The sequence below is a fragment of the Pelovirga sp. genome, from assembly GCF_059864205.1.
Window position 1 is genome coordinate 1 of the sequence record NZ_JCBCBS010000064.1, and the last position, 21,778, is coordinate 21,778.

A 21,778-nucleotide genomic window follows, 5' to 3' on the forward strand; every position below is an offset into this window, starting at 1 on the left:
AGTCATCCGTATCAACTTCGATATGGCTTCGATAGTCCACTTGACTGTCCACTTGTAGCCAAATACCGACATTATTTATAGGTCTGTCGATCATGACAGAGGGTGGCGAGCAGTCGAGTTTGATATAGGCCAATCCAGGCAGAATATCCTTGTGAAATTCTCTGTAATAGAGACTTGTCGTCGCGCCTTTCTTGCGTGGGATATAGTCCATTGTGGCCAGATTAGCTTTGCGATGGTAGCTACCCTGTCTTTCGTTGAAATGCAATCGGTCTTCTTCAGGCCAACTCATCCACATATCATGTGATCTACCAAAAAAATGAGTTCCTTTTATCAACATATATTTCTCACCCGCAACCCCCTCCTCCGGGTATTTGATGGGCAGAGAGCTGTCCACATACAGATAGATATTGAGATAGTAATATGGGGCGAACCGACCCTTTTCAATCGCAAATTCGATGGCTTCCAATCCACCGTCCGGCTCTGTACCCGGAGCAGGAGCAGGCAATCCGAAGCGCTCGGCAAAAGCCTTTGTATAGACAGCGATCCGCATTTCTTCAAATGGCAGCAGCGGGTAACCGGGATGATTTTCGACAGCAAAAACTGACGCTGCAATCATCAATTGCACCAGGCAAATCAGAAACAACGCGGTCAAATACCTGTTGACGGTCCTTCTATCTGTTCGAGATTTCATATGACTTTCCCTTTAACTTTACTTATCATGGCTATCTCCAGAAAAATATCATCCGCCGACACCCGGGTTGGAGGGATTTATTGAAAAGGTTGTGCCGCCACTCTTTTGATCAGGAGTGAAGGTGATGCCAACCGTAGCCAGTTGGCCGCACATCCTGAAGGTCCAGTCTTCGCTCCAAACACCTGCCACGACCCTGTTTTCTTCAGTGACCGTATGGGGAGCCTTGGTGACCTGCATATCAAACACATCAATCTCACGACAGTCTTTTAAGTGCGGATCGGTTGCAGCTGCAACAACAAGAGCCGACAACATCGCATCCTTAATCAACAATGGGTCGGCACTGGTTGTGCCCGGGTAATAGATCCGAGGTGTCGGCGCTTCCCCGTTGTCAGTGGCGATAAATAGCGTATTGTAAATCTTCGCTTCCCCACAACGCTCAATCTGATAACGGTAGTTCCAGATCCCCTCGGTCGGATGCGGGCGGTCATCTGGAAAGTTAATCGGGGCAAGAATAATGGTGCCGAGCGGCTTTACTTGGTATTGGGAATTACAATGGGGTTGCAGACCAAACTTTTTATCCTGTTCCACGGCCATGCGGTAGAGGATCTCGAACATCGGTTGTGCATTGATATAGGCTTCTGTTCTTCGGGCAAAGCGGAAATCTTCGCCAGGATTGACTCTCTCGGCAAAAGAGCCGGCCGTGAAAACAAACATCACCGCGACAATCGCCACAGCTATCAAGCCACAGACTTTTTTCATTTTGAACTCCCCCTCTTTGTAAATGTAGTTTTTTCGTACCTATTCAGCTATGCCCTTACGCAGGGTCGGGGGTCCTGTGACAAGGGTGTTTGTCGCCATGGATGGCGATAACAAACGTTCATGGATGACCCAACGGAAAACAATCGCGTTCCTTGACATAGGATCCCCGATCCGGTGCTGAACAGATACGATTTTTCCAGGGATATTAATGCCTATTCCCTTTCTCTTCCCGGTCTACCCGGGGCCTTGATCTTCAACACCCGCCCGGTCAAATGTTCCAGTTTCTCAATAAAGGCCGCGCCGCCAACCGGACGGCCGGTTTTGGTCTTTTGGAAGATCAAACGATCCTGCTTTTCATCCGTGGTCTGTAGAAAGTTCGACCAGTTATCTACCAATTCCGGCAACCGCGGGGTTTTGATCAGTGGATCCTGAGCGTTGATGCCGCAATGGTAGCGTGCGCTTGACCAGGGATAATCAACGGGAGATGACGCGATACCGGCAGCAACCGGGTTGCGTTCCACATAGCGTGCGGCTGCTAAGAGGTGCCGTTGATCCAGCACGCAGGAACCAAAGCGCCCCTGAAACAGATAGCCGCGCACCCCCTCGCGGAAATTCTTCATACGGGTATAGCGGCGATGGGTTTCACCGATGGCTCGTGCCAGGGAGATTTCATGTTCGGGGACGGCAATCAGGTGGACATGGTTGGCCATCAGGCACCAGGCCAGAAAGGTGACGCCGGCGGCGGCTGACTCCTCAGCCATGATCTGCAGATAGGTGATTCGGTCGTGATGGTCAGCGAAAACATCCATGGAGCGGACGCCACGCTGGGTGATGTGATGTGGATATTCTGGTACAACCAGTCGGGCAAAGCGTGCCATTTCCCCCTCCGGATCGGCAACGTGAAGACCATTGATGTGGCGAAAAGAGTAACGAAAAAATTTTGCTACGGCAAGCTCTTTAAATCGGTATTGTGTCCCCGGAAAAAACGAGCATCTTACCTGCGTCCGTTTTATTCATTTTTGCATTTTTTATTTGTTTATGCATATTGTTCACACTAAAACCTCTGACAAAAAACATCGATTAATCCCTAAATACTTGGTTTTACAGTAATTACACACTCAACTAGGTTTGGCACCTTCCTTGCTAATCCACTTTTGAGCATAAATTTGCTATATTGAGGTGATCCTGAATTCGGCTCCGACCATTGATCAACCACGGGAGAAAATTATGACTCTTACCAGTTCCCACGCCGCCCTGCCCGGCATGAACTCTCGCATTCAGCGCCTGCGGCAACTGAGCGTCGCTATCGAACCAAGCCTGTCGATTGAAAGAGCGCTACACGAAACCGCCTTCTACAAGGAAAACTACGGCAAATTCTCGATTCCGGTGCTGCGGGCGCTCAATTTTTACGATCACTGCAACAAAAAGACCATCTACATTGGTGATGACGAATTGATTGTCGGTGAAAGGGGACCAGGACCAAAGGCGGTGCCGACCTTTCCTGAGCTGACCTGTCACAGCGTCGAGGACTTTCACGTCCTCAACACCCGCGACCAGCAGCGCTATACCATCAGTCAGGAGGATATCGCAACCTACGCCCGCGAGGTGATCCCCTACTGGCAGGGCAAGACCATCCGTGAACGGATTTTCGGCCATGTACCAGGGCACTGGCGCGATATGTACGAAGCCGGGCTATTTACCGAATTCATGGAGCAGCGGGCACCGGGGCACACCGCTCTGGACGGACAGATTTATCGTAAAGGAATGCTGGATTTCAAAAAGCAGATTAATTCAGAAATTGAACGTTTGGATTTTCTGAGCGACCCTGAAGCTACTGACAAACTTGAAGAACTCAAGGCCATGGAAATTTCCTGCGACGCAGTCATCCTGTTCGCCGAGCGTCACGCCGAGCTGGCCGAGCAGCTGGCCGCCACGGAAAAGAACCCCCAGCGCGTTGCCGAGCTGAAAACCATCGCTTCTGTCTGCCGTCGGGTCCCGGCCCATGCACCCCAAACCTTCCATGAAGCCATCCAGATGTACTGGTTCGTACATCTGGGCACCATCACCGAGCTAAACGGCTGGGACGCCATGAATCCGGGACACTTCGATCAGCACCTTGCACCATTTTACGCAGCCGGTCTCAAAGACGGCAGCCTGACCCGCGACCAGGCCAAGGAACTGTTGTGCTGCTTCTGGATCAAGGTCAATAATCAGCCGGCGCCGCCCAAGGTCGGTATCACCGCGCGGGAAAGTGGCACCTACAACGACTTCACCAACATCAATATCGGCGGCATCACCAGCGACGGCCGTGACGGCGTGAGTGATGTCTCCTACATCATGCTCGAAGTCATTGAAGAGCTCCACATCCTCCAGCCGGGCAGCTCGGTCCATATCAGCGCCAAAACCCCCGACCGTTTTCTCGACGCTGCCTGCCGGGTCATCCGCCAGGGACACGGTTATCCGTCGATCTTTAATCCGGATGTCTATGTCGTTGAACTGCTGCGTCAGGGAAAAACCCTGCGCGATGCCCGCGAAGGAGGCTGCAGCGGCTGCATCGAAGTCGGCGCCTTCGGCAAGGAAGCTTTTGTTCTGACCGGCTATCTGAACGTCCCGAAAATCCTGGAAATTACCCTGAACAATGGCATCGATCCCTTAACCGGCAAACAGGTTGGACTGACCAGCGGTGACCCGCGCAAATTCACTGACTACAACGAGCTTTATGCGGCCTTTGTCAAACAGCTTGAGCATGTTGTCGATACCAAGATTCGCGTCAGTAACTACATCGACCGGATGTTCGCCAAATACGCCCCGGCGCCATTTTTGTCGGTGGTGATTGAAGACTGCATCAGCAAGGGGCGCGACTACTACGACAGTGGGCCGCGCTACAACACCAACTACATTCAATGTACCGGCCTGGGCACGGTCACCGACAGCCTTGCCGCGCTGAAAAAGCATGTCTTCGACGATGGTGCGTTCACCATGGAGCGGGTTCTTGGTGCCATGGCAAACAACTTTGAAGGGGAAGAATTTCTGCGTCAGACCATCATCAACCGCACCCCCTTCTTTGGCAACGATGATGACTACGCTGATGATATCGCCGTCCGGATCTACCATGATTTACTAGCCGCCATCGACGGCAAACCAAACAGCAAGGGGGAGAGTTTTCATCTCAACATGCTCTCAACCACCTGCCATATTTATTTCGGCAAGATGCTTGGCGCCACCCCCAACGGGCGCTTTGCCTTCAAATCCATCTCCGACGGTACCTCGCCGTCCCACGGCGCCGACACCCACGGCCCTTCGGCGGTAATCCGCTCCCTGACCAAATTCGACCATACCCTCTCCGGCGGCACCCTGCTCAACCAGCGCTTTCTGCCGAGCCTGCTCAAGCGCGACGAGGATATCAGAAAGCTCGGCCAACTGGTCCGCAGCTACTTCACCCTCGGTGGCCACCACATCCAGTTCAATATTGTCGACAGCGCCACATTAAAAGCCGCGCAGGAACACCCGGAAGAGTACAAGGATCTGCTGGTGCGCATGGCGGGCTACAGCGATTACTTCAACGATATGAATGCCGACCTACAGCAGGAAGTGATTGAACGCACTGAGAATGATAGTTTTTAACGACATTTTTGGCCACCAAGAGCACCAAGAGAGACAACACCATAAATATCTGGTGGATTATCAGTTGACTGATCAGGGGTGGCTTTACCCCAAAAAAACCTGAACCCGACTTTCTTGGTGTCCTTGGTGCCTTGGTGGCATATTTCATTTATGAATAAACACAACATGCATAGCCCCCTGATTTTCGATATTAAACGCTACGCCATTAACGATGGTCCAGGCATTCGTCTGGCCATTTATTTCAAGGGCTGTTCGTTGCGCTGCGCCTGGTGTCACAACCCGGAAAGTATTTCTCCGCAGGCGCAAAAACTCTACACCCTGGAACGCTGCATTGGCTGTGGAGAGTGCGTCAAGGCCTGTCCACAGAAGGCCCTGAAGATGACGGATGAGGGAATGCGCACCGACAGCAAACGCTGTACCCTCTGTGGCAACTGTGCGCGCATCTGTCCGACCAAAGCGATGGAGATATCGGGAGAAGAAAAATCAATCGATGAGCTGATGAGGATTATTGAACGGGAACAGCATCTTTTTGACCAGTCCGGTGGCGGGGTGACGGTGTCCGGCGGGGAACCCCTGCTCTATCCCGTTTATCTGTTTGAACTGTTTGATCGCTGCGGGCAGCGACAAATCCACCGCGCCCTCGATACCGCCGGTCATGTCCCTGAAAAAAACCTGCTCGCCGCGGTCCGGCGCACCGACCTGTTTTTGTTCGATCTCAAGCTGATCGATGGCAAACGCCACCAGCATCTCACCGGCGTCGACAACCGGCTGATCCTCTCCAACCTGCGGGCCCTTGCCGCCAGCGGGGCGCAGATTCAGATCCGCATTCCTCTGATCAAGGGGGTCAATACGGCTGACCAGGATCTTCGCGCTTTTGCCGAAGAGATTGCCGCTCTAGCGGGTGAAAAAAAAGCTGTCGCCCTGCTCCCCTACCATGCTATAGCCGTCCACAAATACCACAAGCTGGGAGCTACCTATCCGCAAGAGGCCCTGCAGCCCCCTGAGCAAGAGGATCTGGAACGGGCAATTGACTCCTTCTCACGCCACGGACTAAGTGCCGCAGTTGGGGGTTGATTTTTTAATTCTCAAGCTGATCCGATGTGGGACAGGGATTCCCATGACAAGGGTGTCTGTCGCCATAGAGGGCGACAGTCAAGCGGCCATGGACGGCGAAAAGCGTCCCTTGACATGGGAATCCCTGTCCCATGCCTAAAACACCTAAAATTGAAGCTTTACTTGCTAAGAACATACCCGACAATGACCCAAGCCCCACATCCCGCAACCTATCCCCAGATCTTCCGCTTCTGGCTGCCCCTGGCCGCGACCTGGCTGATGATGGCGGTCGAAGGCCCTTTTATTGCCGCCATCATCGCACGCATGGGCGCCGAAGCCGTCAATCTGGCTGCCTACGGGGTTGCTTTTGCCTTCGCCCTGGTCGCCGAAGCGCCGGTAATCATGCTCCTGAGCTCGGCCACGGCGCTGTGCCGGGATCGCATCAGCTATCGCCGCCTGCGCCATTTTTCCATTGGCTTAAGCCTGGCTGTGACCCTGGGCCTGGCCCTGTTTCTGCTGCCTCCGGTGTATGATCTGATCGTACGCTCCCTCATCGGTCTGCCTCCGGAGGTTGCCGATTTAACCCGCACTGCGTTGTTCTTTCTGCTCCCCTGGCCCGGGGCCATCGGCCTGCGGCGTTTCTACCAGGGGGTACTGATCGCCAGTCACAACACCCGCCTGGTCGCCCTGGCCACCATCTTCCGCATCAGCTTTATGGGGGCAACGGCGGTATTCTGCTATCTGACCACTTCTGTTAGCGGCGCCATCATCGGCGCGCTAGCCCTAACGAGCGGCGTTGTCGCCGAGGCCTTGATGACCCGGATTCTGGCCCACAAAGCAGTTAAGGCACTGCTGGCAAAAGATCCCCCGGAGGGAACCTGCAGCCCCGGCTACCGGGACATCTGGGATCATTATCTGCCCCTGGCCCTGACCCCACTGATTGGTTTGTCCGTTCATCCCATGGTGACTTTTTTCTTAAGCCGGGCCGCCAATCCGGTAGAATCCCTGGCGGTGATGCCGGTCATCTACGGTCTGACCTTCGTCTTTCGCGCCGTCGGCCTCTCCTACCAGGAGATCGCCATCGCCCTGCTTAGTGAACAGTGCACCAACTACCCCAAGGTCCGTGGCTTTGCCGTGATTCTCGCTATTGCCACGGGAGGTTGCCTGACCCTGATTGCTTTTACCCCCTTAAATCGTTTCTGGTTTGAAACGGTTTCCGGACTCACCCCGGCCCTGGCGACTTTTGCTGCCACGCCACTGCAGCTCATGGCCTTATTTCCGGCGCTGACGGTCCTCATCTGTTTCCAGCGTTCGATCCTGATTGTTACCCGCGTCACCAGACCGGTATCCATCGCCACCGCTGCTGAAGCCACAGTGATCTTTTTACTGATGTTCATCGCCCTGCTCTATTTACCCCTGGCCGGTGCCACAGCGGCTGCCGGCGCTTACGTTGGCGGGCGCCTGGTGGCCGTTGTCCTGCTGCAACGCCCGGTAGGTCGCCAACTCACCAAGGAATATTATGGCTGAACTGAGCCAACACTCATCCTCAAGCTACTCTCCCGCCGCCGGCCCCTGGCTGGTACTGGCTGCGGCGGTCTTGTGGGGCACCACCGGGACCGCCCAGGCCTTTGCCCCGGCCGGTTACGACAGTGCTGCCATCGGCGCTTTGCGCCTGCTGGTCGGTGGTATCGCCCTGCTGTTTCTTGCCTTGTACCGCAACGAACTTGGCAAGCTGCGCACCTGGCAACTGCGTCCCCTGTTTCTCGCTGCGGTCTTTACCGCCACCTATCAGCTATGCTTTTTCAGCGCCGTCGCCAAAACCGGCGTCGCTGTCGGCACCGTGGTCGGCATCGGCAGCGCCCCCATCGCCGGAGGGTTATTGGGGTTGATCTTTCGGGGCGAAAAACCGGGGAGTCGTTGGTACGCCGCAACCCTGCTGGCAATCTGCGGCTGCATGCTGTTGGGATTCAGTGGCGGCGAGGTGACCGTTGATCCCCTCGGGATCGCTCTGGCTATAGGGGCCGGCAGCGCCTATGCCGCCTACACCCTGATGATCAAGGGGCTCCTCGAACATCAGAGCCCCAACGCCGTCATGGCGATTGTCGTTTGTATCGGCGCCCTGCTGTTGTCACCGGCCCTCTTCCGGGTCGACAGCGCCTGGCTGCTGCAGCCCGGTTCCCTTATCGTGATTCTGCATCTGGGTCTGGCGACCATGGCCCTGTCGTACTGGCTCTTCGCCCGCGGCCTGCAAACCGTCGGCGTCGGCAGCGCTGTCACCCTGTCCCTGGCCGAACCGATGACTGCGGCGCTGTTGGGGATCTTCGTCCTCGGTGAAGTCCTCAATCTCCAGGCCGCCGGCGGCATCGTGCTGATTTTTTCAGGGCTAGCTGTTCTGGTAATCCGCCGGCGCTCCCAAACTGGGGAATGCCCATGAACCAGCAGCGTAAGGCCCTGCTCTTCGGGCTGGCGGCGGTGTTTTTGTGGTCAACGGTGGCCACCGCCTTCAAGCTCTCCCTGCGCCATTTCACCCCCATTGAGCTCCTGCTCTATGCCGGCTCCTTTTCAACCCTGCTGCTGGCTGCGATCCTGCTCTGGCAGGGCAAGTTTCGCCAGGTCTTTCAGTGCCGTCGCCAGGAATACCTGCTGTCCCTGTTCCTGGGGTTTTTAAGCCCCTTCCTCTATTACCTGATCCTCTTCAAGGCCTACGATCTGCTCCCGGCCCAGCAGGCTCAGCCCCTCAACTACACCTGGGCGATTGTCCTGTCGCTCCTGGCGGTACCGCTGCTCAAACAGCAAATCCGCTGGCAGCAATTGCTGGCCCTGGTTGTCAGTTACTGCGGGGTGGTGGTCATTGCCACCGAAGGAGACCTCCTCGGCCTGACCTTCACCAGCCCTCTGGGTGTTGCCCTGGCATTGCTCAGCACCATCGTCTGGGCCCTGTACTGGATCTACAACACCCGCGACGGACGCGATCCCGTGGTCGCCCTGTTTGTCAACTTTGTCTTCAGCTTCCCCTTGGTCCTGGGCTACTATCTGCTCACCAGCGACATCCGCCGCCCACCCCTGGAAGGACTGCTCGGCGCTGCCTACATCGGCACCTTTGAGATGGGCGCCTGCTTTGTCCTGTGGCTGCTGGCGATGAAACTCACCGACAACACCGCGCGCATCAGCAACCTGATTTTTCTGTCCCCCTTTCTCTCGCTGGTTTTTATTTATTTTCTTCTTGGCGAACAAATTCTCGCCGCCACCTTCATTGGCCTGATTCTGATTATCGCCGGACTGCTCTGCCAGCGCCTGCGCTGAAGGATATTCAACGAGCAAAACTCAACCATTTCACCGTATTTGTCGCAGAGTAAAAATTGCTTTTTCGGGGAAATCATCCACATCCTGGTGCATGAGAGATGACTAGTTGCCAGAAAGAAAAAACGACTTGATCCGGTAATCTTGTCCGCAGTATAATGGTGAAAATAATTTAATTGCAAAAATCCTATAAAAGCAAACCCGGAGCAATTCAGGGACGCAAAACCACGGGTCTCACGGGGACAGCCGGGCTGACGAAGAAGTTAAGAGCCCTCTTCGGCACGAAGGGGGTTTTTCTGTATGCTGCTGACCATCGTACTGATTGGTTACCATCTTCAGCTGCAAAAAAAATCTTGTGCTCAGAGAAAACGAAACCGCCATGGCCGGCATCCTGGGATCGGTAGAAGCAGACATCAAAGGTGCCGGGCGTAATACCATTCGCCCAAACCCGTACAGAAGGGATGCAAGTTGAAGAATGAACACGCCTTTTACCTGGACTCAACAGGCTCTTTCAGGATGCTCATTGTTGATGACCAGCAGGAACAGCTGAAGAGCGTCCAACTGATGCTGAAAATTAACGGCTATGAGGATGTCGATCTGGCCTCTGGTGGGGAGGAAGCGATTAGAAAGCTGCAGTGCGGATGCTACCAGCTCCTGCTTCTCGACTTGCAAATGCCCGGGGCAACCGGCCTGAACGTGCTTGATCACATCAGGCAGGCAGGCCATGCCACTGAAACCATCGTGCTTAGCGGCGAGTCATCTTTCGAGTGGGTCAAGGAAGCCATGCGCCTGGGAGCCCATGATTATATCCGCAAACCCTACAAACCGGCTGAACTTCTCAGCGCCATTTCCAAAGCTCGCGAACAGTATTACGAAAAACAGCTGCTGCAAAAAAAACTGAAGAGCATCAACTATCTGGCCTATCACGATCTGCTGACAGGGCTGCCTAACCGTGCTCTTTTCTTGGACAGGGTTAACCAGACTATCGCCCGCGCCCAGCGCCATGAGCAACAGTTTGCCCTGATATTCATCGACATGGATCGCTTTAAATCCATCAACGACACCCTGGGACACCTTATCGGCGATCGCGTCCTGCAACTGGTTGCCAACAGAATCCTCGGCTGCCTGCGAGCGGAAGATACCCTGTGTCGTTTCGGCGGGGACGAATTTGCCCTGTTGCTGCCCGACATCTCCGACCAGCAGGGCATTGCCACCGTCGCAAAGAAAATCCTCGATGAAATCCGCAAAACGTTTCTTATCGACCGGCATCAGCTGCATCTACGCGCCAGTCTTGGCGTAGCGGTTTATCCGACCACCGGCACGACCTCGGAAGCCCTGTTGCACAATGCCGATATCGCCATGTACCACATCAAGTCGAGCAGCAGGGACAGCTACTCTTTTTATACCGACGCCATGAAAGAAGAGACGGTCTCCAATGCGGCGGAACGGGATCTGCGACAGGCCCTTGAAGAAAATCAGTTCAGGGTGCATTTCCAGCCGCAATTCAATCCCCACACCAGGGCCGTCGTTGGCCTGGAAGCCCTGTTGCGCCGCCACCATCCGCACCGGGGCATCATCTATCCTGAGGAGTTTTTACCTGTCGCTGAAGAGGCGAAACTTCTATTGACCATCGAGTCATTGGTTCTGCGTCAAGTGTGTAAAACCCTGGCGCAGTGGCATCATCAGGGATTTCGCAACGTTCCGGTCTCTCTGAATATTTCACCGATTCAGCTGGAGCAGGAAGGTTTTGTCGAGAATTTTCTTGGGACACTGACAGAATTTGACCTTGGCCCTGAACTTTTTAATCTGGAAATCACCGAAGAAAGCCTTTTAAAAGGGCAAAAGCTGATCGCACACAATATAAAAGCCCTGCGTGAGCGGGGCATAGCCATCACCGTCGATGACTTCGGTCGCGGCTTTTTACCTTTAAGCTACCTGCAATATGTGGCTGTGAGCGCCCTGAAAATCGATCGCGCATTTGTCCGCGAGCTCGGCAAAACACCTCAGAGTTCACGTCTGATTGACGGTATAGCGATGATGGCCAAAGGGATGAAACTCAATCTGGCCGCCGACGGAATCGAAGAACTGGAGCAACTCGACCACCTCAGCCAACTTGGCTGCGAAAAGGTGCAAGGATTCTTTTTCAGTGGGGCCCTGCCGCAGGAAAAGATCGCACCATTGCTGACCCGCAGGACGGCGGATGAAAATTGATTCTGTTTTTCGGGAATAGCCTGACAGTTCAGCTTACTGCTCTGGCCCTTGTGCAACAGCATCGTATGTTTTACGTCGAGAAGATTTCAGGATACCCATAAAACTACTGAATTGAATTTCCTCCATGCCGTAGGGGCACCAATAGGGGGACTTTCAATTTTTGTTCTCCATCATTGTACAAACCTTAACTACAGGTGAAGAAGGTCATTCTTTAAGCAGATATTTTCCCACCCAGTTTTTGGCAAACTGAAAGGCGGTGCGGCCGCAGCGCTTGGTTTTTTCATGACTCCATTTGATTGCGGCCTGCTCGGCATCGTCGCTCCAGGGGATCGGTTTGCCGAGTTTATCACTCCATTGTTGAAAACAGAGCTGTACCGCTTGAAGATAGCGATCCTGGGTAAAAACATGGAACGCGACCCATAAGCCGAAACGGTCGGAAAGAGAGCTTTTTTCATCCTGGACTTCGCTCTGTTGCAGCTCTCCTTTAACATACTTGCCACCAATGTGGTCACTGCTGTACTCCGGCAGCAGATAACGGCGATTGGACGTGACGTAAATCAGCACATTTTCCGGCGCCGAATAAACCGAACCATCAAGGGCACTTTTAAGCATTTTGTAAGAAAGTTCGCCAAATTCGAAGGTCAGATCGTCACAGAGCATGATAAAACGATAGGGCAGGTCCTCAACAGCAGCAAAGATCTCGGCGATGTAGATCAGATCTTCCTTTTCCACTTGAATAACCCGCAACCCTTCTGCAGCAAATTCGTTGAGCAGGGCTTTGACCATCGACGACTTGCCGGTTCCGCGCGACCCCCAGAGCAGAGCATTGTTGGCCGGATAGCCGTTAAGAAACTGGCGGGTATTGTTGACCATGATGGCTTTTTGTTCATCGACACCCAACAGCTGCTCGAGGCGGATGGTGTCGGTCACCCTGACCGGCTCAAGATAGCCGGAAAAAGAGCGGCGACGCCAGTTGGCGGCATAACAGGTTTTCCAGTCGACCGCTTGGGCTGCCCTGGGCAATAACATTTCAACAGAACTTAAGACACGCTCGAGTTGGGCAACAACTTCCGGCTTGAGATTCATCATCGGTCACACTCGCTGGATATGAGATAGCATTTTCGCAAAACAGGCAACGGCAAGCTGGGATCAACAGTCCAAGAGTCGCCTGTATACGGCAAATCACTCATTTCTGTCAAACCCTAACCGCCCTGCTGACCATTCCGCCTGGGTGGTTTTTGTCGCGGACGTGAATTTTTCAGTTGTGCTATATTGTCCACTTTCAAGGAGTTGTTCGATGAGACTGGTGATACTTACCATCGTCGCTTTGACCCTGATGGCCTGTCAACCACTAACGCCGCCACCACGGACAGAGCTGGCCGTGCCGGAAACCTTTTCCGGCACCCTTACAGCAGAAGGCGTGGTTGTAGCTGAGCGCTGGTGGCTCGACTTTGACGATCCGCAGTTGAACGATCTGCAAGCCCGTCTGTTTAGCGAGAACCTCAATCTGCGCCAGGCTTTTTTGCGCCTCGATCAGCTCGAAGCGCGGCAACGGACGGCGCAAGCGGGACTCTTCCCGGCGCTGAACCTGACCGCAAGTGGCCGACGTGAACAAACGGTGACTCAGAGTGCTGAAAACCAGACGACTGCCGGACGATTAACGGTAGCAGCGGCCTATGAAATCGACCTGTGGCAACGTTTGCGCCACCGCACCGCAGCGGCTGAGCTGCGTTTGCTTGCCGGCGAAGATGAAGTTCGCACCCTGCTGCTGAGTTTGAGTGCGCGCCTGACAGAACTCTACTTCATCGCGGTTGAACAACGGGCCCAAACTGACCTGCTTGAGCAACGACTGCACCATAACCGCGAACTGGTGAGGATTATCACCGAACGTTATCAGTCCGGTTTGGCCGAAGCCGGCGAACTCTATCAGGCCCAGCAAAATCTGGCGCAGATGGAAGCGCAATTCCCGCTTTTTGAAACTACCCTGAACCAGACCAGCAACGCCATGGCCCTGCTCCTCGGCCAACCACCAGGCAGCGTTCAGATTGAGCGCCACCAGTTACCGACACTGACCAATGTCATCGCTGTCGGTTTGCCGGCCACCCTGCTCAGTCGCCGGCCCGATGTTTCCGCCGCCTTGCTGGAATTGGCAGCAGCTGATCATGATCTGGCCGCCGCCCTGGCCGATCGCTTGCCACGCCTCGACCTGACCGCCAACATCGGTCATTCCATCACCCGTCTGTCAGGCGGTGATGTCACCGGCACCTTCTGGAGCCTGGCTCTTGGGCTGACCCAACCCCTTTTCGACGCCGGACGCCTCAAAGCTGCCAGTGATCTACAGCAAGCCGTTCGCGATGAAAAACAGCTGGCCGGCCAGCTGAAGATTCTTACCGCCATTGAAGAGGTTGAATCTGCATTGCATGCTGAACAGGGCAGTTTCAGACGCGATCACCTGCTTGCGAAACAACAGGAACTGAACAACCATGTTCTGAACATAAGGACAGAAAACTATCTGCTCGGGCTAACAGACAGCCTGGAGCTGCTGCGCAGCGAAATGGCACACCTCGAAGTGCGCAGTCAGCAGTTGAGTAACCAGCGTCAATGGATCAGCCATCGCATCAGCCTGATCCGTGCCCTTGGTGGCCATTGGATGGATGAGGAAATCGAGCAACGCAAAACCATATAAAAAGGGCAGACCATGACCCAAAATGAAGCGATCATCATCTCACCGGAACACCCAACCTCGCCCGACAACGAATCACTGCGCCCGTTAAAAACCGTAACCACGGTTATTTACGCCCTGCAGGCGGCATCTTTCTTTGTCGGAGTGACCTTGTTTGTGGCGATTGTTTTCAATTACATCAAGCGTGATGAGGCCAGGGGAACCTGGCTGGAATCGCACTTTCGCTGGCAGATTCGCACCTTCTGGTATGGCATGCTGTGGACGGGGGTAGGAATTATCACCTACCTGCTGTTGATCGGCTACGTGATTCTGTTTGCCAACTATATCTGGATGATCTACCGCGTTGCCAAAGGGTGGCTCAATCTGGCCGAGGGCAAACCGATGGATTTTCGCCCCTATCGCGAACGCGGCAGGTCACACAATGTTTGAGTTTTGCAGCAACTGCTTGACCTTGGCCAGATAATTGCGGGTTTCCGTCGGCATCTTTTCCAAACCGTGACGATCGACATTCCCTTGCCCCCAGTTATAGGCGGCCAGAGCGCGATCAAGATCGCCAGCGTATTTATCAAGCAAACGACTGAGATAGCGACTGCCCCCGCTGATATTTTCGACCGGATCAAAACTGTCTTTCACCCCCAGATCAGCAGCGGTGGTCGGCATCAATTGCATCAGTCCCTGCGCTCCGGCGTGAGAGACCGCTGTCGGGTTATAGGAACTTTCGACGGCAACGACCGCACGGATCAGCTCCGGCGCCAATTTAACCTGCCTGGCAACACGGTCGATGATCCCTTCAATCTGCTCACGTCCGACGGGTTCCGACTGCTGGTGCTGCAGGGTCACATTCTGGCGATATTTGTCAATAAATTGACCTTTGCGGCTATCGAGCAGGCTAAAAGGTGTAATTGCAGCAAAATCGAACAGGGGCGATCTCTTTTCGTCTTCATCATCACTATCCGCAAACAACCCTTGCATCATCTGCACTTGGGTCAGCTTGAGCTGTATCAGCGCCTGCTCAGCGGTCGCCGGCATAGCGGATTGCCCCTGAGCTGCCTGTTCAAGCAGCTCAGCAAATTCACCGCCGGCCCCATTGGTTGCCGCAGATGCCGGAGCAGACAATGGCAGAGGAGGAAACAACGTCGGAAAACTCAGGGATTCAATACTCATAGCAACCTCTTGATCGGTATAAACGGGGGTCAAGTATCTATCTTATCGACATGTTCACCCCTGTTCATAAGCAAATTCCGAACCAAATTTTTTCATGCACCTGCCAGAGACCAATGGATTTAAGCGATGGACAAAATCAAAGAGAAGCTGCACCGCCGCATCAAGCGCAGTTGCGGTAAAGCGATTGGTGATTTTAACCTGATTGACGATGGCGACCGCATTGCCGTGGCCGTTTCCGGGGGCAAAGATTCATGGACCCTGCTGCATATCCTCAATGATCTGCGTCAGCGCGCGCCAGTCCGTTTTGAGTTGATCGCGGTGAATTTTGACCCCGGCTTTGCCGGTTACCGCAGCGATCTGCTGGCCGATTATCTGCAGCGCCACAACTTCACCTACCATATAGAAAAGACCGCAAGCTCAGCAGTGATCGCGGAGAAACTGCGGCCCGGCTCATCCTACTGCGCCTTCTGCTCGCGCCTGCGGCGCGGCGTTCTCTATAGCGTTGCGCAGCGCCTTGACTGCAACAAGCTGGCCCTGGGACATCATCTGGACGACTTTATCGAAACCCTGCTGCTTAATCAGTTTTATGCGGGGAAGCTGGCGGCCATGAGTGCGAAGCTGCTGGCCGACAATGGCCTGCAGACGGTGATCCGCCCGCTGGTGTACGTGGAAGAGGAGTTGATCAGTAATTACAGTACCCGCTGTAATTTTCCGATTATCTCCTGTGCTTGCCCGCTGGCAGGGGAACAGGAGCACCTGCAGCAGCGCCAACGGATGAAACGCATGATTCGTGAGTTAAGCAGCGAGATCCCGCAGATTCGCCACAGCCTGCTCAGCGCCATGGGGAACATCCACCACCGACATCTGCTCGGCTGATTTACCTGTCCTTTTTGCCGAAACCCGAGAACAACCCCTTATGCTGAGCGCTTTGCTCACGGCGCAGGTTGATCAGACGCAACTCGCGCAGCGCTTCGGTGCAGTCTGGGTTGGCCTGAACCGCCATTTCAAAGGACTTTTCTGCCTGGCGCTCCTTGCCCCGAGCCGCGTAAACATACCCCAGGCACATATGGGTCTGATAGGAACCGGGACTGAGTTCACGCGATGCCAGCAGAATCTCCATCGCCTGATTACATATCTCGGCTTTTTCCGGAGCTGATTTGAACAGCGCCCAAGCGAAATTGGTCATGTATTCCGGCTCGGCAGGACTAAACTCGACGGCTTTTTTCAGCGCCTTGGCGGCGGCAGCGAAACGTCTGACTTTAAGCAGGGCCACCCCCTCCTGGTAGGCGGTCTCGGCCTCAATCACCTGATTGATGTCGATTTTCTTTTTGGGACCGTTGATCAGTTCATCCAGGTAGTCGTTGCGGGTTGTCGGGTCGCTGAGCACGGTATAGGCCTGGGAAATATACTGAAACATTTCGTTGATCTTGGTGCTCATCTCGCGCGAGAGGTCACTGCCAAGAAAACGGTCGGGATGATACTCCTTGGCCAACTTATAGTAGGCGCGGCGAATCTCTCCCGAATCACTTTTGCGATCGACAGCCAAAGCGGCAAAGTAGTTAGCATCCATGATGCGCTGGTAATCGTCAAGGATCTTGCGCCGTAGCTTCTCATCGACCATGGCCACTTCGGCATCGGCATGGTCATCGACCACCCCTTGCTGCGGCGTGGCGTGGTGTTCGAGCATCTCCGAAATCAACAGAGCAACAATGAGCTTTTGCACCTCACGACGAGCCAGGGGGTGCTGCTCCAGAATGTCCTGCAGACGTTTCTGGCCCTGGCAGCTTTTTAAGACCGCCAGACCGCGTTTTCCCAGGTCAATGTCCTGAAAACGATACTTGGGATTGATGGCCTGACACAGATAGTCGTTCGTAAAGGGGGAAAGAAACTCGTCGACCTGCTTGAACGTCCAATAGCGGCTGACCCCCTGCAAAATCAGGGAAGCAGGTGACAGACGGATCTGGGTTACCCCTTTTTTGAAGTCTTTACCCGGCTCAAAGTACAGCTTTCCAATACGCCAGGCAAAGGTCGACAGCAGTTTTTCGGTAACCTGACGTTCCAGCACCGTTTTGAGCTCCTGCGGAGTCAACAACCCCATCTGAATCAGCACCGTCCCCTGCAGACGACCGGTCTTCTTACTGACCTCCACCGACTGATCGCAGTCAACCTGGGTGATAACCCCCTCCCTCACCAGCATCCGCCCGAGACACTCGCCGAGCACATTAGAGCGGGCGAACACCGGGTAACCATCTTTGATATAGATAACCTTTTTTGCTGCACCGTGATGTAAGTGCAACAGCCCCGTGGCTTTTTCGACATAGAGGCGATGCAGCTGGGTCGGAATGGTGAATTCCGCTATGGGCAGGACTTTCTTTTCGGCAGCACTGACAGTTTTTTGAGTCTGGCTGAAGACGCGCTCGAGCAGGTGCTGCAGGTCAATACCAGTGAAGGGTTTGAAGAGAAAATCATCGACGCCGTATTCCTCTTTAGCGGCCCTGATCTGCTCCGGACTATGGAAGGTCGTGGTAATAATCACGACCGGTAAGTTGCGGGTTTTGTCGTGTTTGCGCAGGGCCTGACAGATATTCGGGCCGGAAATCTCCGGCATGTTGATATCAATAAACGCCAGATCAAACTCATCGCTGAGCAGTTTGCGCAGGCCCAGGGCACCGCGATCAGTAGCTTCGACGTCGAATCCGGCCGCTGCAAGCGCCTGCTGCAGAGAATCTCTTAAGTCGCGGTCATCGTCAATGATCAGAATGTTCTTACGCATAAATCAGCTTCCTTGTTTTTTCAACGATGCCCCAAGGGGTTGAGATAAAATTCCATCCGCTGCCTGATCTCTTCGGTGACGCGGCGATAATCATCAATAAATACCTGTTCCGGCTTTACTTCTGTCCCCCCATAGCCAAGGCTTTTGGCGACCTTGCTAAATTCTCCAGCACGCATGGAAAGTTCGTTAATCGACTGGTCGTACAGCAAGCGTAACTTGTTTTCCAGTTGCCGTAAAAATTTGTAGCCTGAAACCAGGCAGTCCGCATCATCCTGAGTTAACAGCTTTTCCCGACCAAGAATTTCCAGTAGCCGGATGGTGTTCTGAGTCTTTAACGCAGGAACTTCCCCAGCATGCCGCAACTGGAGAAATTGTGCAATAAATTCAACATCCACCATCCCTCCCCGACCGGTTTTGATGTTGCGCAGTTCGTCACTTTCGCGGGCAATTTCCTGTTCCATGCGCCGGCGCAATCGATAGATTTCTGCCTGCAGATTTTCCGGAACCGGCCGCGAAAAAGTCAATTCTTCAATAGTATCCTGCACCTGTCGGGCAAAATCAGCCGCTCCAGTCACGGCTCTGGCTTTGGTCATGGCCTGGCGCTCCCACGGTTGAGCGGATTCCCGGTGATAGCGTTTAAAGGCACTTAAACTGGTGACCAATGGCCCTTGATTGCCGGAGGGGCGCAGGCGCGTGTCAATCTTATAGACAAATCCCTCGCGCGTCACCAGGGTGAGAATGGTAATGATGCGCTGGGCCAGCTTGGCAAAATATTCGTGATTGCTGATCGGACGAAAACGCTGCAAATCTGTTTCTGTAACTCCACGCGTCTGTCCTTCCTCATGGTAGATAAAAATAATGTCGAGGTCGGAATGATAATTCAGCTCGAGTCCGCCGAGCTTGCCCATGCCAATCACCGAAAATTCTGTTTCGACGCCGGCACCAGTGCCTTTCTCACTAAAGGGGGCGCCAAAACGGAAGACCAGTTCCTGGCGTGCCAGACGGCCGGCATGCTCCAGACACACCTCGGCCAGCAGGGATAATTGCCGGGCGATATCCTCCTGGTCAATGCGCCCATGGAGGTCGTTCAGGGCAATCCGCAAAAATTCTTCGTTACGAAAACGTCGCAGGGTATCAAGACGCGATTCAAAGTCTTCTTCCTGCGCCAACTGTGCGCCCAGTTCTTCCGACATCTGTTCGCGGGTTTTACTCTGGGTGCCGTAGGATTCGAGTACCAGGGTATCAAGCAGTTCGGGACGCTGGATAAAAATGCGCGACAACAGCTGACTCGAACCGAACAAGGCCACCAGCAACTTGGCGATTGACGGATTTTCCACCAGCAGCGAGAAGAAATAGCTGCGGGCGCGGATACTGTCGAGAAAAGCATCAAGATTATTCAGCGCCTGATCGGGGTTGGCGCAATCGAGAATTTCACCCAGCAGCAACGGGGCCAGTTTTTCCAGACAACGGCGGGAACGACGGGTCATGCGCCGCGAGGAGCTATCTCCACGCAACAGATTCAATGTCTCAAAAGCGGCATCGGGATTGGTAAAGCCTTTTTCCTCGAGCAGGTCCTTGACCAGATCCGGGTCAGAATCGTTGCCGAGAAGAAATCCAACCTCAGGGCGCATCTCGACAATATCAGCATCGGCCGAATGAAACAGCTCGCGGAAAATTGCGTGTACCGCCAGGCGATGGCGATCAAGTTCGGCCCGAAAAGTGACGGCATCGGCACAACCACAGCGGCGCGCCAGTACCTCCAGGGAGTGAGCATCCTGGGGGAGGGAATGGGTCTGCTGTTCCTGCACCATTTGAATTCGGTGCTCAACAATACGTAAAAAGCGGTAGGCGGCAGAAAGAGCGCCGGCATCCGCGCCATTGATCAACCCATCTGCAGCGAGCTGCTTGATGGTTTTGAGGGAGTTGCGCTCCTGTAATTGCGGCCGCGAACCGGCATTGACCAGTTGCAGCGCCTGGACGAAAAACTCAATCTCGCGGATCCCCCCCTGCCCCAGCTTGAGATTAAGCTGCTCGTGCTGCTGGCGGTCGAGACTGGCGTTGATCTTCTGCTTCATTACCTTGATGTCCTCAATCATACCGAAATCGAGGTGGCGTCTGAAAACAAAGGGCTTCAAACGTTTGAGCAGTTCAGTACCCAAGGAAATGGAACCGGCCACCGGTCGCGCCTTGAGCATCGCTGCGCGCTCCCAGCTCTGGCCCCAGGATTCATAATAGATCTCGGCGCCATCAAGGGAGACGGCGAGGTCACCGCTGTTCCCTTCCGGACGCAAACGGGTATCAACGCGGAAGACAAAGCCGTCTTCGGTTACCTGATGCAGAGCGCGGGTAATCATTTCCGCCAGCTTGACAAAGTAACGGTGCAGACTGATACGCTTTGCGCGCCGACCGCCGCCGGTTTCACCACGGGTCGATGAGTAGCAGTAGATCAGGTCGATATCGGAGGAAAAATTCAGTTCACGGCCACCGAATTTCCCCATCCCGAGAATCGTCATGACCGCTTCTGAATATTCACCCTTGTCATTCTGCTGCAGTGGTTGGCCGTACTCGGCCTGTAGTTGCCGACCACAGATCTCATAAGCACGCTGCAAGGAAGCTGCCGCCAGGTCGGACAACTCTGCCATCACCTCTTCCAGGGTCGCCAGACCACAGAGGTCACGGGCGGCAATACGCAATACCTGTTTGGCCTTGTAGTGCCGCAACCCTGCCTTAAGTTGAAAAAAATCGGCATCATCAGCAACCAGTTCCCGCAGATCAGCGAGCATATCGCCTTCGCCGCGACTGGTGTCGATGGCGCCGCCGGCAAAAAGGTCGGTGAAATACTGATGATGACGGCAGAGAATGCCGGTGAGAAAAGGGGAACCACCGAGCAGGATAAGCAACTGCAAGCGCCGCTGCGAATCAGCGACAACTTTATGCAGGGCCTGATGCTCAAGGAGATCGAAAAGCCGCTCGAGGTTATTCAGGGCGGCATCGGGATCGGCGACCCGTAGCGCGTCGCTGAGCAGTACCGCCAGCAGGTCGCGATCAGCCAGATGCCCATCGAGCAGGCGCAGGTTGGTGGCAACACGCTCCCCATCGCACAGGGGCAGGCGCGAACACCAGTCAATCAGCTCAGACGGAGTACGGTCCAGCCATTGCAGACCAGCGGCAATGCCGTGCTGATTGAGGTTCATACCCGCGTTGTTCCTTCAGTTGCCAACATTAGAACAGGTGCCGCAGGCCGCTCGCGTAATCACCACTGACAACGCCACCTTCGGTGATGATCGCCGTGACCAGTCGCGCCGGCGTTACATCAAACGCCGGATTGCGCACGGCAATCCCTTCCGGCGCCAGGGCTTTATCCCCGATGTGGGTCACTTCACGGGCATCGCGTTCTTCGATCGGAATCTGGCTGCCGTCTGTCAGGCGCAGATCAATGGTCGAGCGCGGCGCTGCCACGTAAAAGGGGATATTGTGTTCGCGCGCCAGCACCGCCACCGTGTAGGTGCCGATCTTGTTG

At 54.5% G+C, this 21,778-nt stretch carries 16 protein-coding genes, 1 pseudogene and 1 riboswitch; of the genes and pseudogenes, 9 read left to right on the forward strand and 8 right to left on the reverse strand.

What is annotated here, in order from left to right; translation table 11 throughout:
* The 3 genes from AC6F7T_RS03675 to AC6F7T_RS03685 all read right to left on the reverse strand — a co-directional run.
* The coding region (locus tag AC6F7T_RS03675) for a hypothetical protein (protein WP_500716629.1) at nt 1-691 on the reverse strand (691 nt) is incomplete at its 3' end.
* Between the two features lie 48 nt (nt 692-739).
* Nucleotides 740-1,450: a hypothetical protein gene (locus AC6F7T_RS03680; RefSeq protein WP_500716630.1), complete on the reverse strand. Its 711-nt coding sequence runs from the start codon at nt 1,448-1,450 to the stop codon at nt 740-742.
* A gap of 212 nt (nt 1,451-1,662) precedes the next feature.
* Nucleotides 1,663-2,328 (reverse strand): transposase, encoded by a 666-nt coding sequence (locus AC6F7T_RS03685; RefSeq protein WP_500716631.1) that lies wholly within the window; start codon nt 2,326-2,328, stop codon nt 1,663-1,665.
* A 349-nt stretch (nt 2,329-2,677) separates the two neighbouring features.
* On the opposite strand from AC6F7T_RS03685, the gene hypD reads away from it, so the two are divergent.
* From hypD to AC6F7T_RS03715, 6 genes are all read left to right on the forward strand, one after another.
* A complete protein-coding gene (gene hypD / locus AC6F7T_RS03690) occupies nt 2,678-5,074 on the forward strand; it encodes a trans-4-hydroxy-L-proline dehydratase (RefSeq protein WP_500716632.1) in 2,397 nt (798 codons plus the stop codon).
* A 150-nt stretch (nt 5,075-5,224) separates the two neighbouring features.
* Nucleotides 5,225-6,148 carry a glycyl-radical enzyme activating protein gene (locus tag AC6F7T_RS03695; RefSeq protein ID WP_500716633.1) on the forward strand — a complete coding sequence of 308 codons (924 nt, stop codon included), beginning with the start codon at nt 5,225-5,227 and terminating at the stop codon, nt 6,146-6,148.
* A 183-nt stretch (nt 6,149-6,331) separates the two neighbouring features.
* Nucleotides 6,332-7,654, forward strand: a complete 1,323-nt coding sequence (locus AC6F7T_RS03700) for a hypothetical protein (RefSeq protein WP_500716634.1) — start codon at nt 6,332-6,334, stop codon at nt 7,652-7,654.
* Nucleotides 7,647-8,561, forward strand: a complete 915-nt coding sequence (locus AC6F7T_RS03705) for an EamA family transporter (RefSeq protein WP_500716636.1) — start codon at nt 7,647-7,649, stop codon at nt 8,559-8,561. Before AC6F7T_RS03700 ends, AC6F7T_RS03705 begins: the two co-directional genes overlap by 8 nt.
* A complete protein-coding gene (locus AC6F7T_RS03710) occupies nt 8,558-9,430 on the forward strand; it encodes an EamA family transporter (RefSeq protein WP_500716637.1) in 873 nt (290 codons plus the stop codon). The genes AC6F7T_RS03705 and AC6F7T_RS03710 overlap by 4 nt, the downstream gene beginning before the upstream one ends.
* Nucleotides 9,431-9,611: 181 nt before the next feature.
* A riboswitch (cyclic di-GMP riboswitch) is annotated at nt 9,612-9,686 on the forward strand.
* Nucleotides 9,687-9,943: 257 nt separating this feature from the next.
* On the forward strand, nt 9,944-11,638 hold the full coding sequence (locus tag AC6F7T_RS03715; protein WP_500716638.1) for an EAL domain-containing protein: 1,695 nt from the start codon (nt 9,944-9,946) through the stop codon (nt 11,636-11,638).
* A gap of 204 nt (nt 11,639-11,842) precedes the next feature.
* Here AC6F7T_RS03715 and AC6F7T_RS03720 read toward each other — a convergent pair whose 3' ends face one another.
* A complete protein-coding gene (locus tag AC6F7T_RS03720; RefSeq protein ID WP_500716639.1) occupies nt 11,843-12,727 on the reverse strand; it encodes a DUF815 domain-containing protein in 885 nt (294 codons plus the stop codon).
* A gap of 208 nt (nt 12,728-12,935) precedes the next feature.
* On the opposite strand from AC6F7T_RS03720, the gene AC6F7T_RS03725 reads away from it, so the two are divergent.
* Nucleotides 12,936-14,324, forward strand: coding sequence for an efflux transporter outer membrane subunit (locus tag AC6F7T_RS03725; RefSeq protein WP_500716640.1), 1,389 nt, complete (start codon nt 12,936-12,938; stop codon nt 14,322-14,324).
* Between the two features lie 12 nt (nt 14,325-14,336).
* Nucleotides 14,337-14,750: a DUF4870 family protein gene (locus AC6F7T_RS03730; RefSeq protein ID WP_500716641.1), complete on the forward strand. Its 414-nt coding sequence runs from the start codon at nt 14,337-14,339 to the stop codon at nt 14,748-14,750.
* Here AC6F7T_RS03730 and AC6F7T_RS03735 read toward each other — a convergent pair.
* Nucleotides 14,736-15,485 (reverse strand): transglycosylase SLT domain-containing protein, encoded by a 750-nt coding sequence (locus tag AC6F7T_RS03735; RefSeq protein WP_500716642.1) that lies wholly within the window; start codon nt 15,483-15,485, stop codon nt 14,736-14,738. The genes AC6F7T_RS03730 and AC6F7T_RS03735 overlap by 15 nt on opposite strands.
* A 126-nt stretch (nt 15,486-15,611) precedes the next feature.
* Here AC6F7T_RS03735 and ttcA point away from each other — a divergent pair, with 126 nt between their 5' ends.
* On the forward strand, nt 15,612-16,361 hold the full coding sequence (ttcA, locus tag AC6F7T_RS03740) for a tRNA 2-thiocytidine(32) synthetase TtcA (protein ID WP_500716643.1): 750 nt from the start codon (nt 15,612-15,614) through the stop codon (nt 16,359-16,361).
* A 1-nt stretch (nt 16,362) separates the two neighbouring features.
* Here the strand turns inward: ttcA and AC6F7T_RS03745 are convergent, their stop codons facing one another.
* The 3 genes and pseudogenes from AC6F7T_RS03745 to AC6F7T_RS03755 form a co-directional block, all read right to left on the reverse strand.
* Nucleotides 16,363-18,258 (reverse strand): response regulator, encoded by a 1,896-nt coding sequence (locus tag AC6F7T_RS03745; protein WP_500716644.1) that lies wholly within the window; start codon nt 18,256-18,258, stop codon nt 16,363-16,365.
* A gap of 20 nt (nt 18,259-18,278) precedes the next feature.
* On the reverse strand, nt 18,279-21,452 hold the full coding sequence (gene glnE, locus AC6F7T_RS03750; protein ID WP_500716645.1) for a bifunctional [glutamate--ammonia ligase]-adenylyl-L-tyrosine phosphorylase/[glutamate--ammonia-ligase] adenylyltransferase: 3,174 nt from the start codon (nt 21,450-21,452) through the stop codon (nt 18,279-18,281).
* A 28-nt stretch (nt 21,453-21,480) separates the two neighbouring features.
* Nucleotides 21,481-21,778, reverse strand: a pseudogene (locus AC6F7T_RS03755) (S-methyl-5-thioribose-1-phosphate isomerase); the annotation flags it as partial.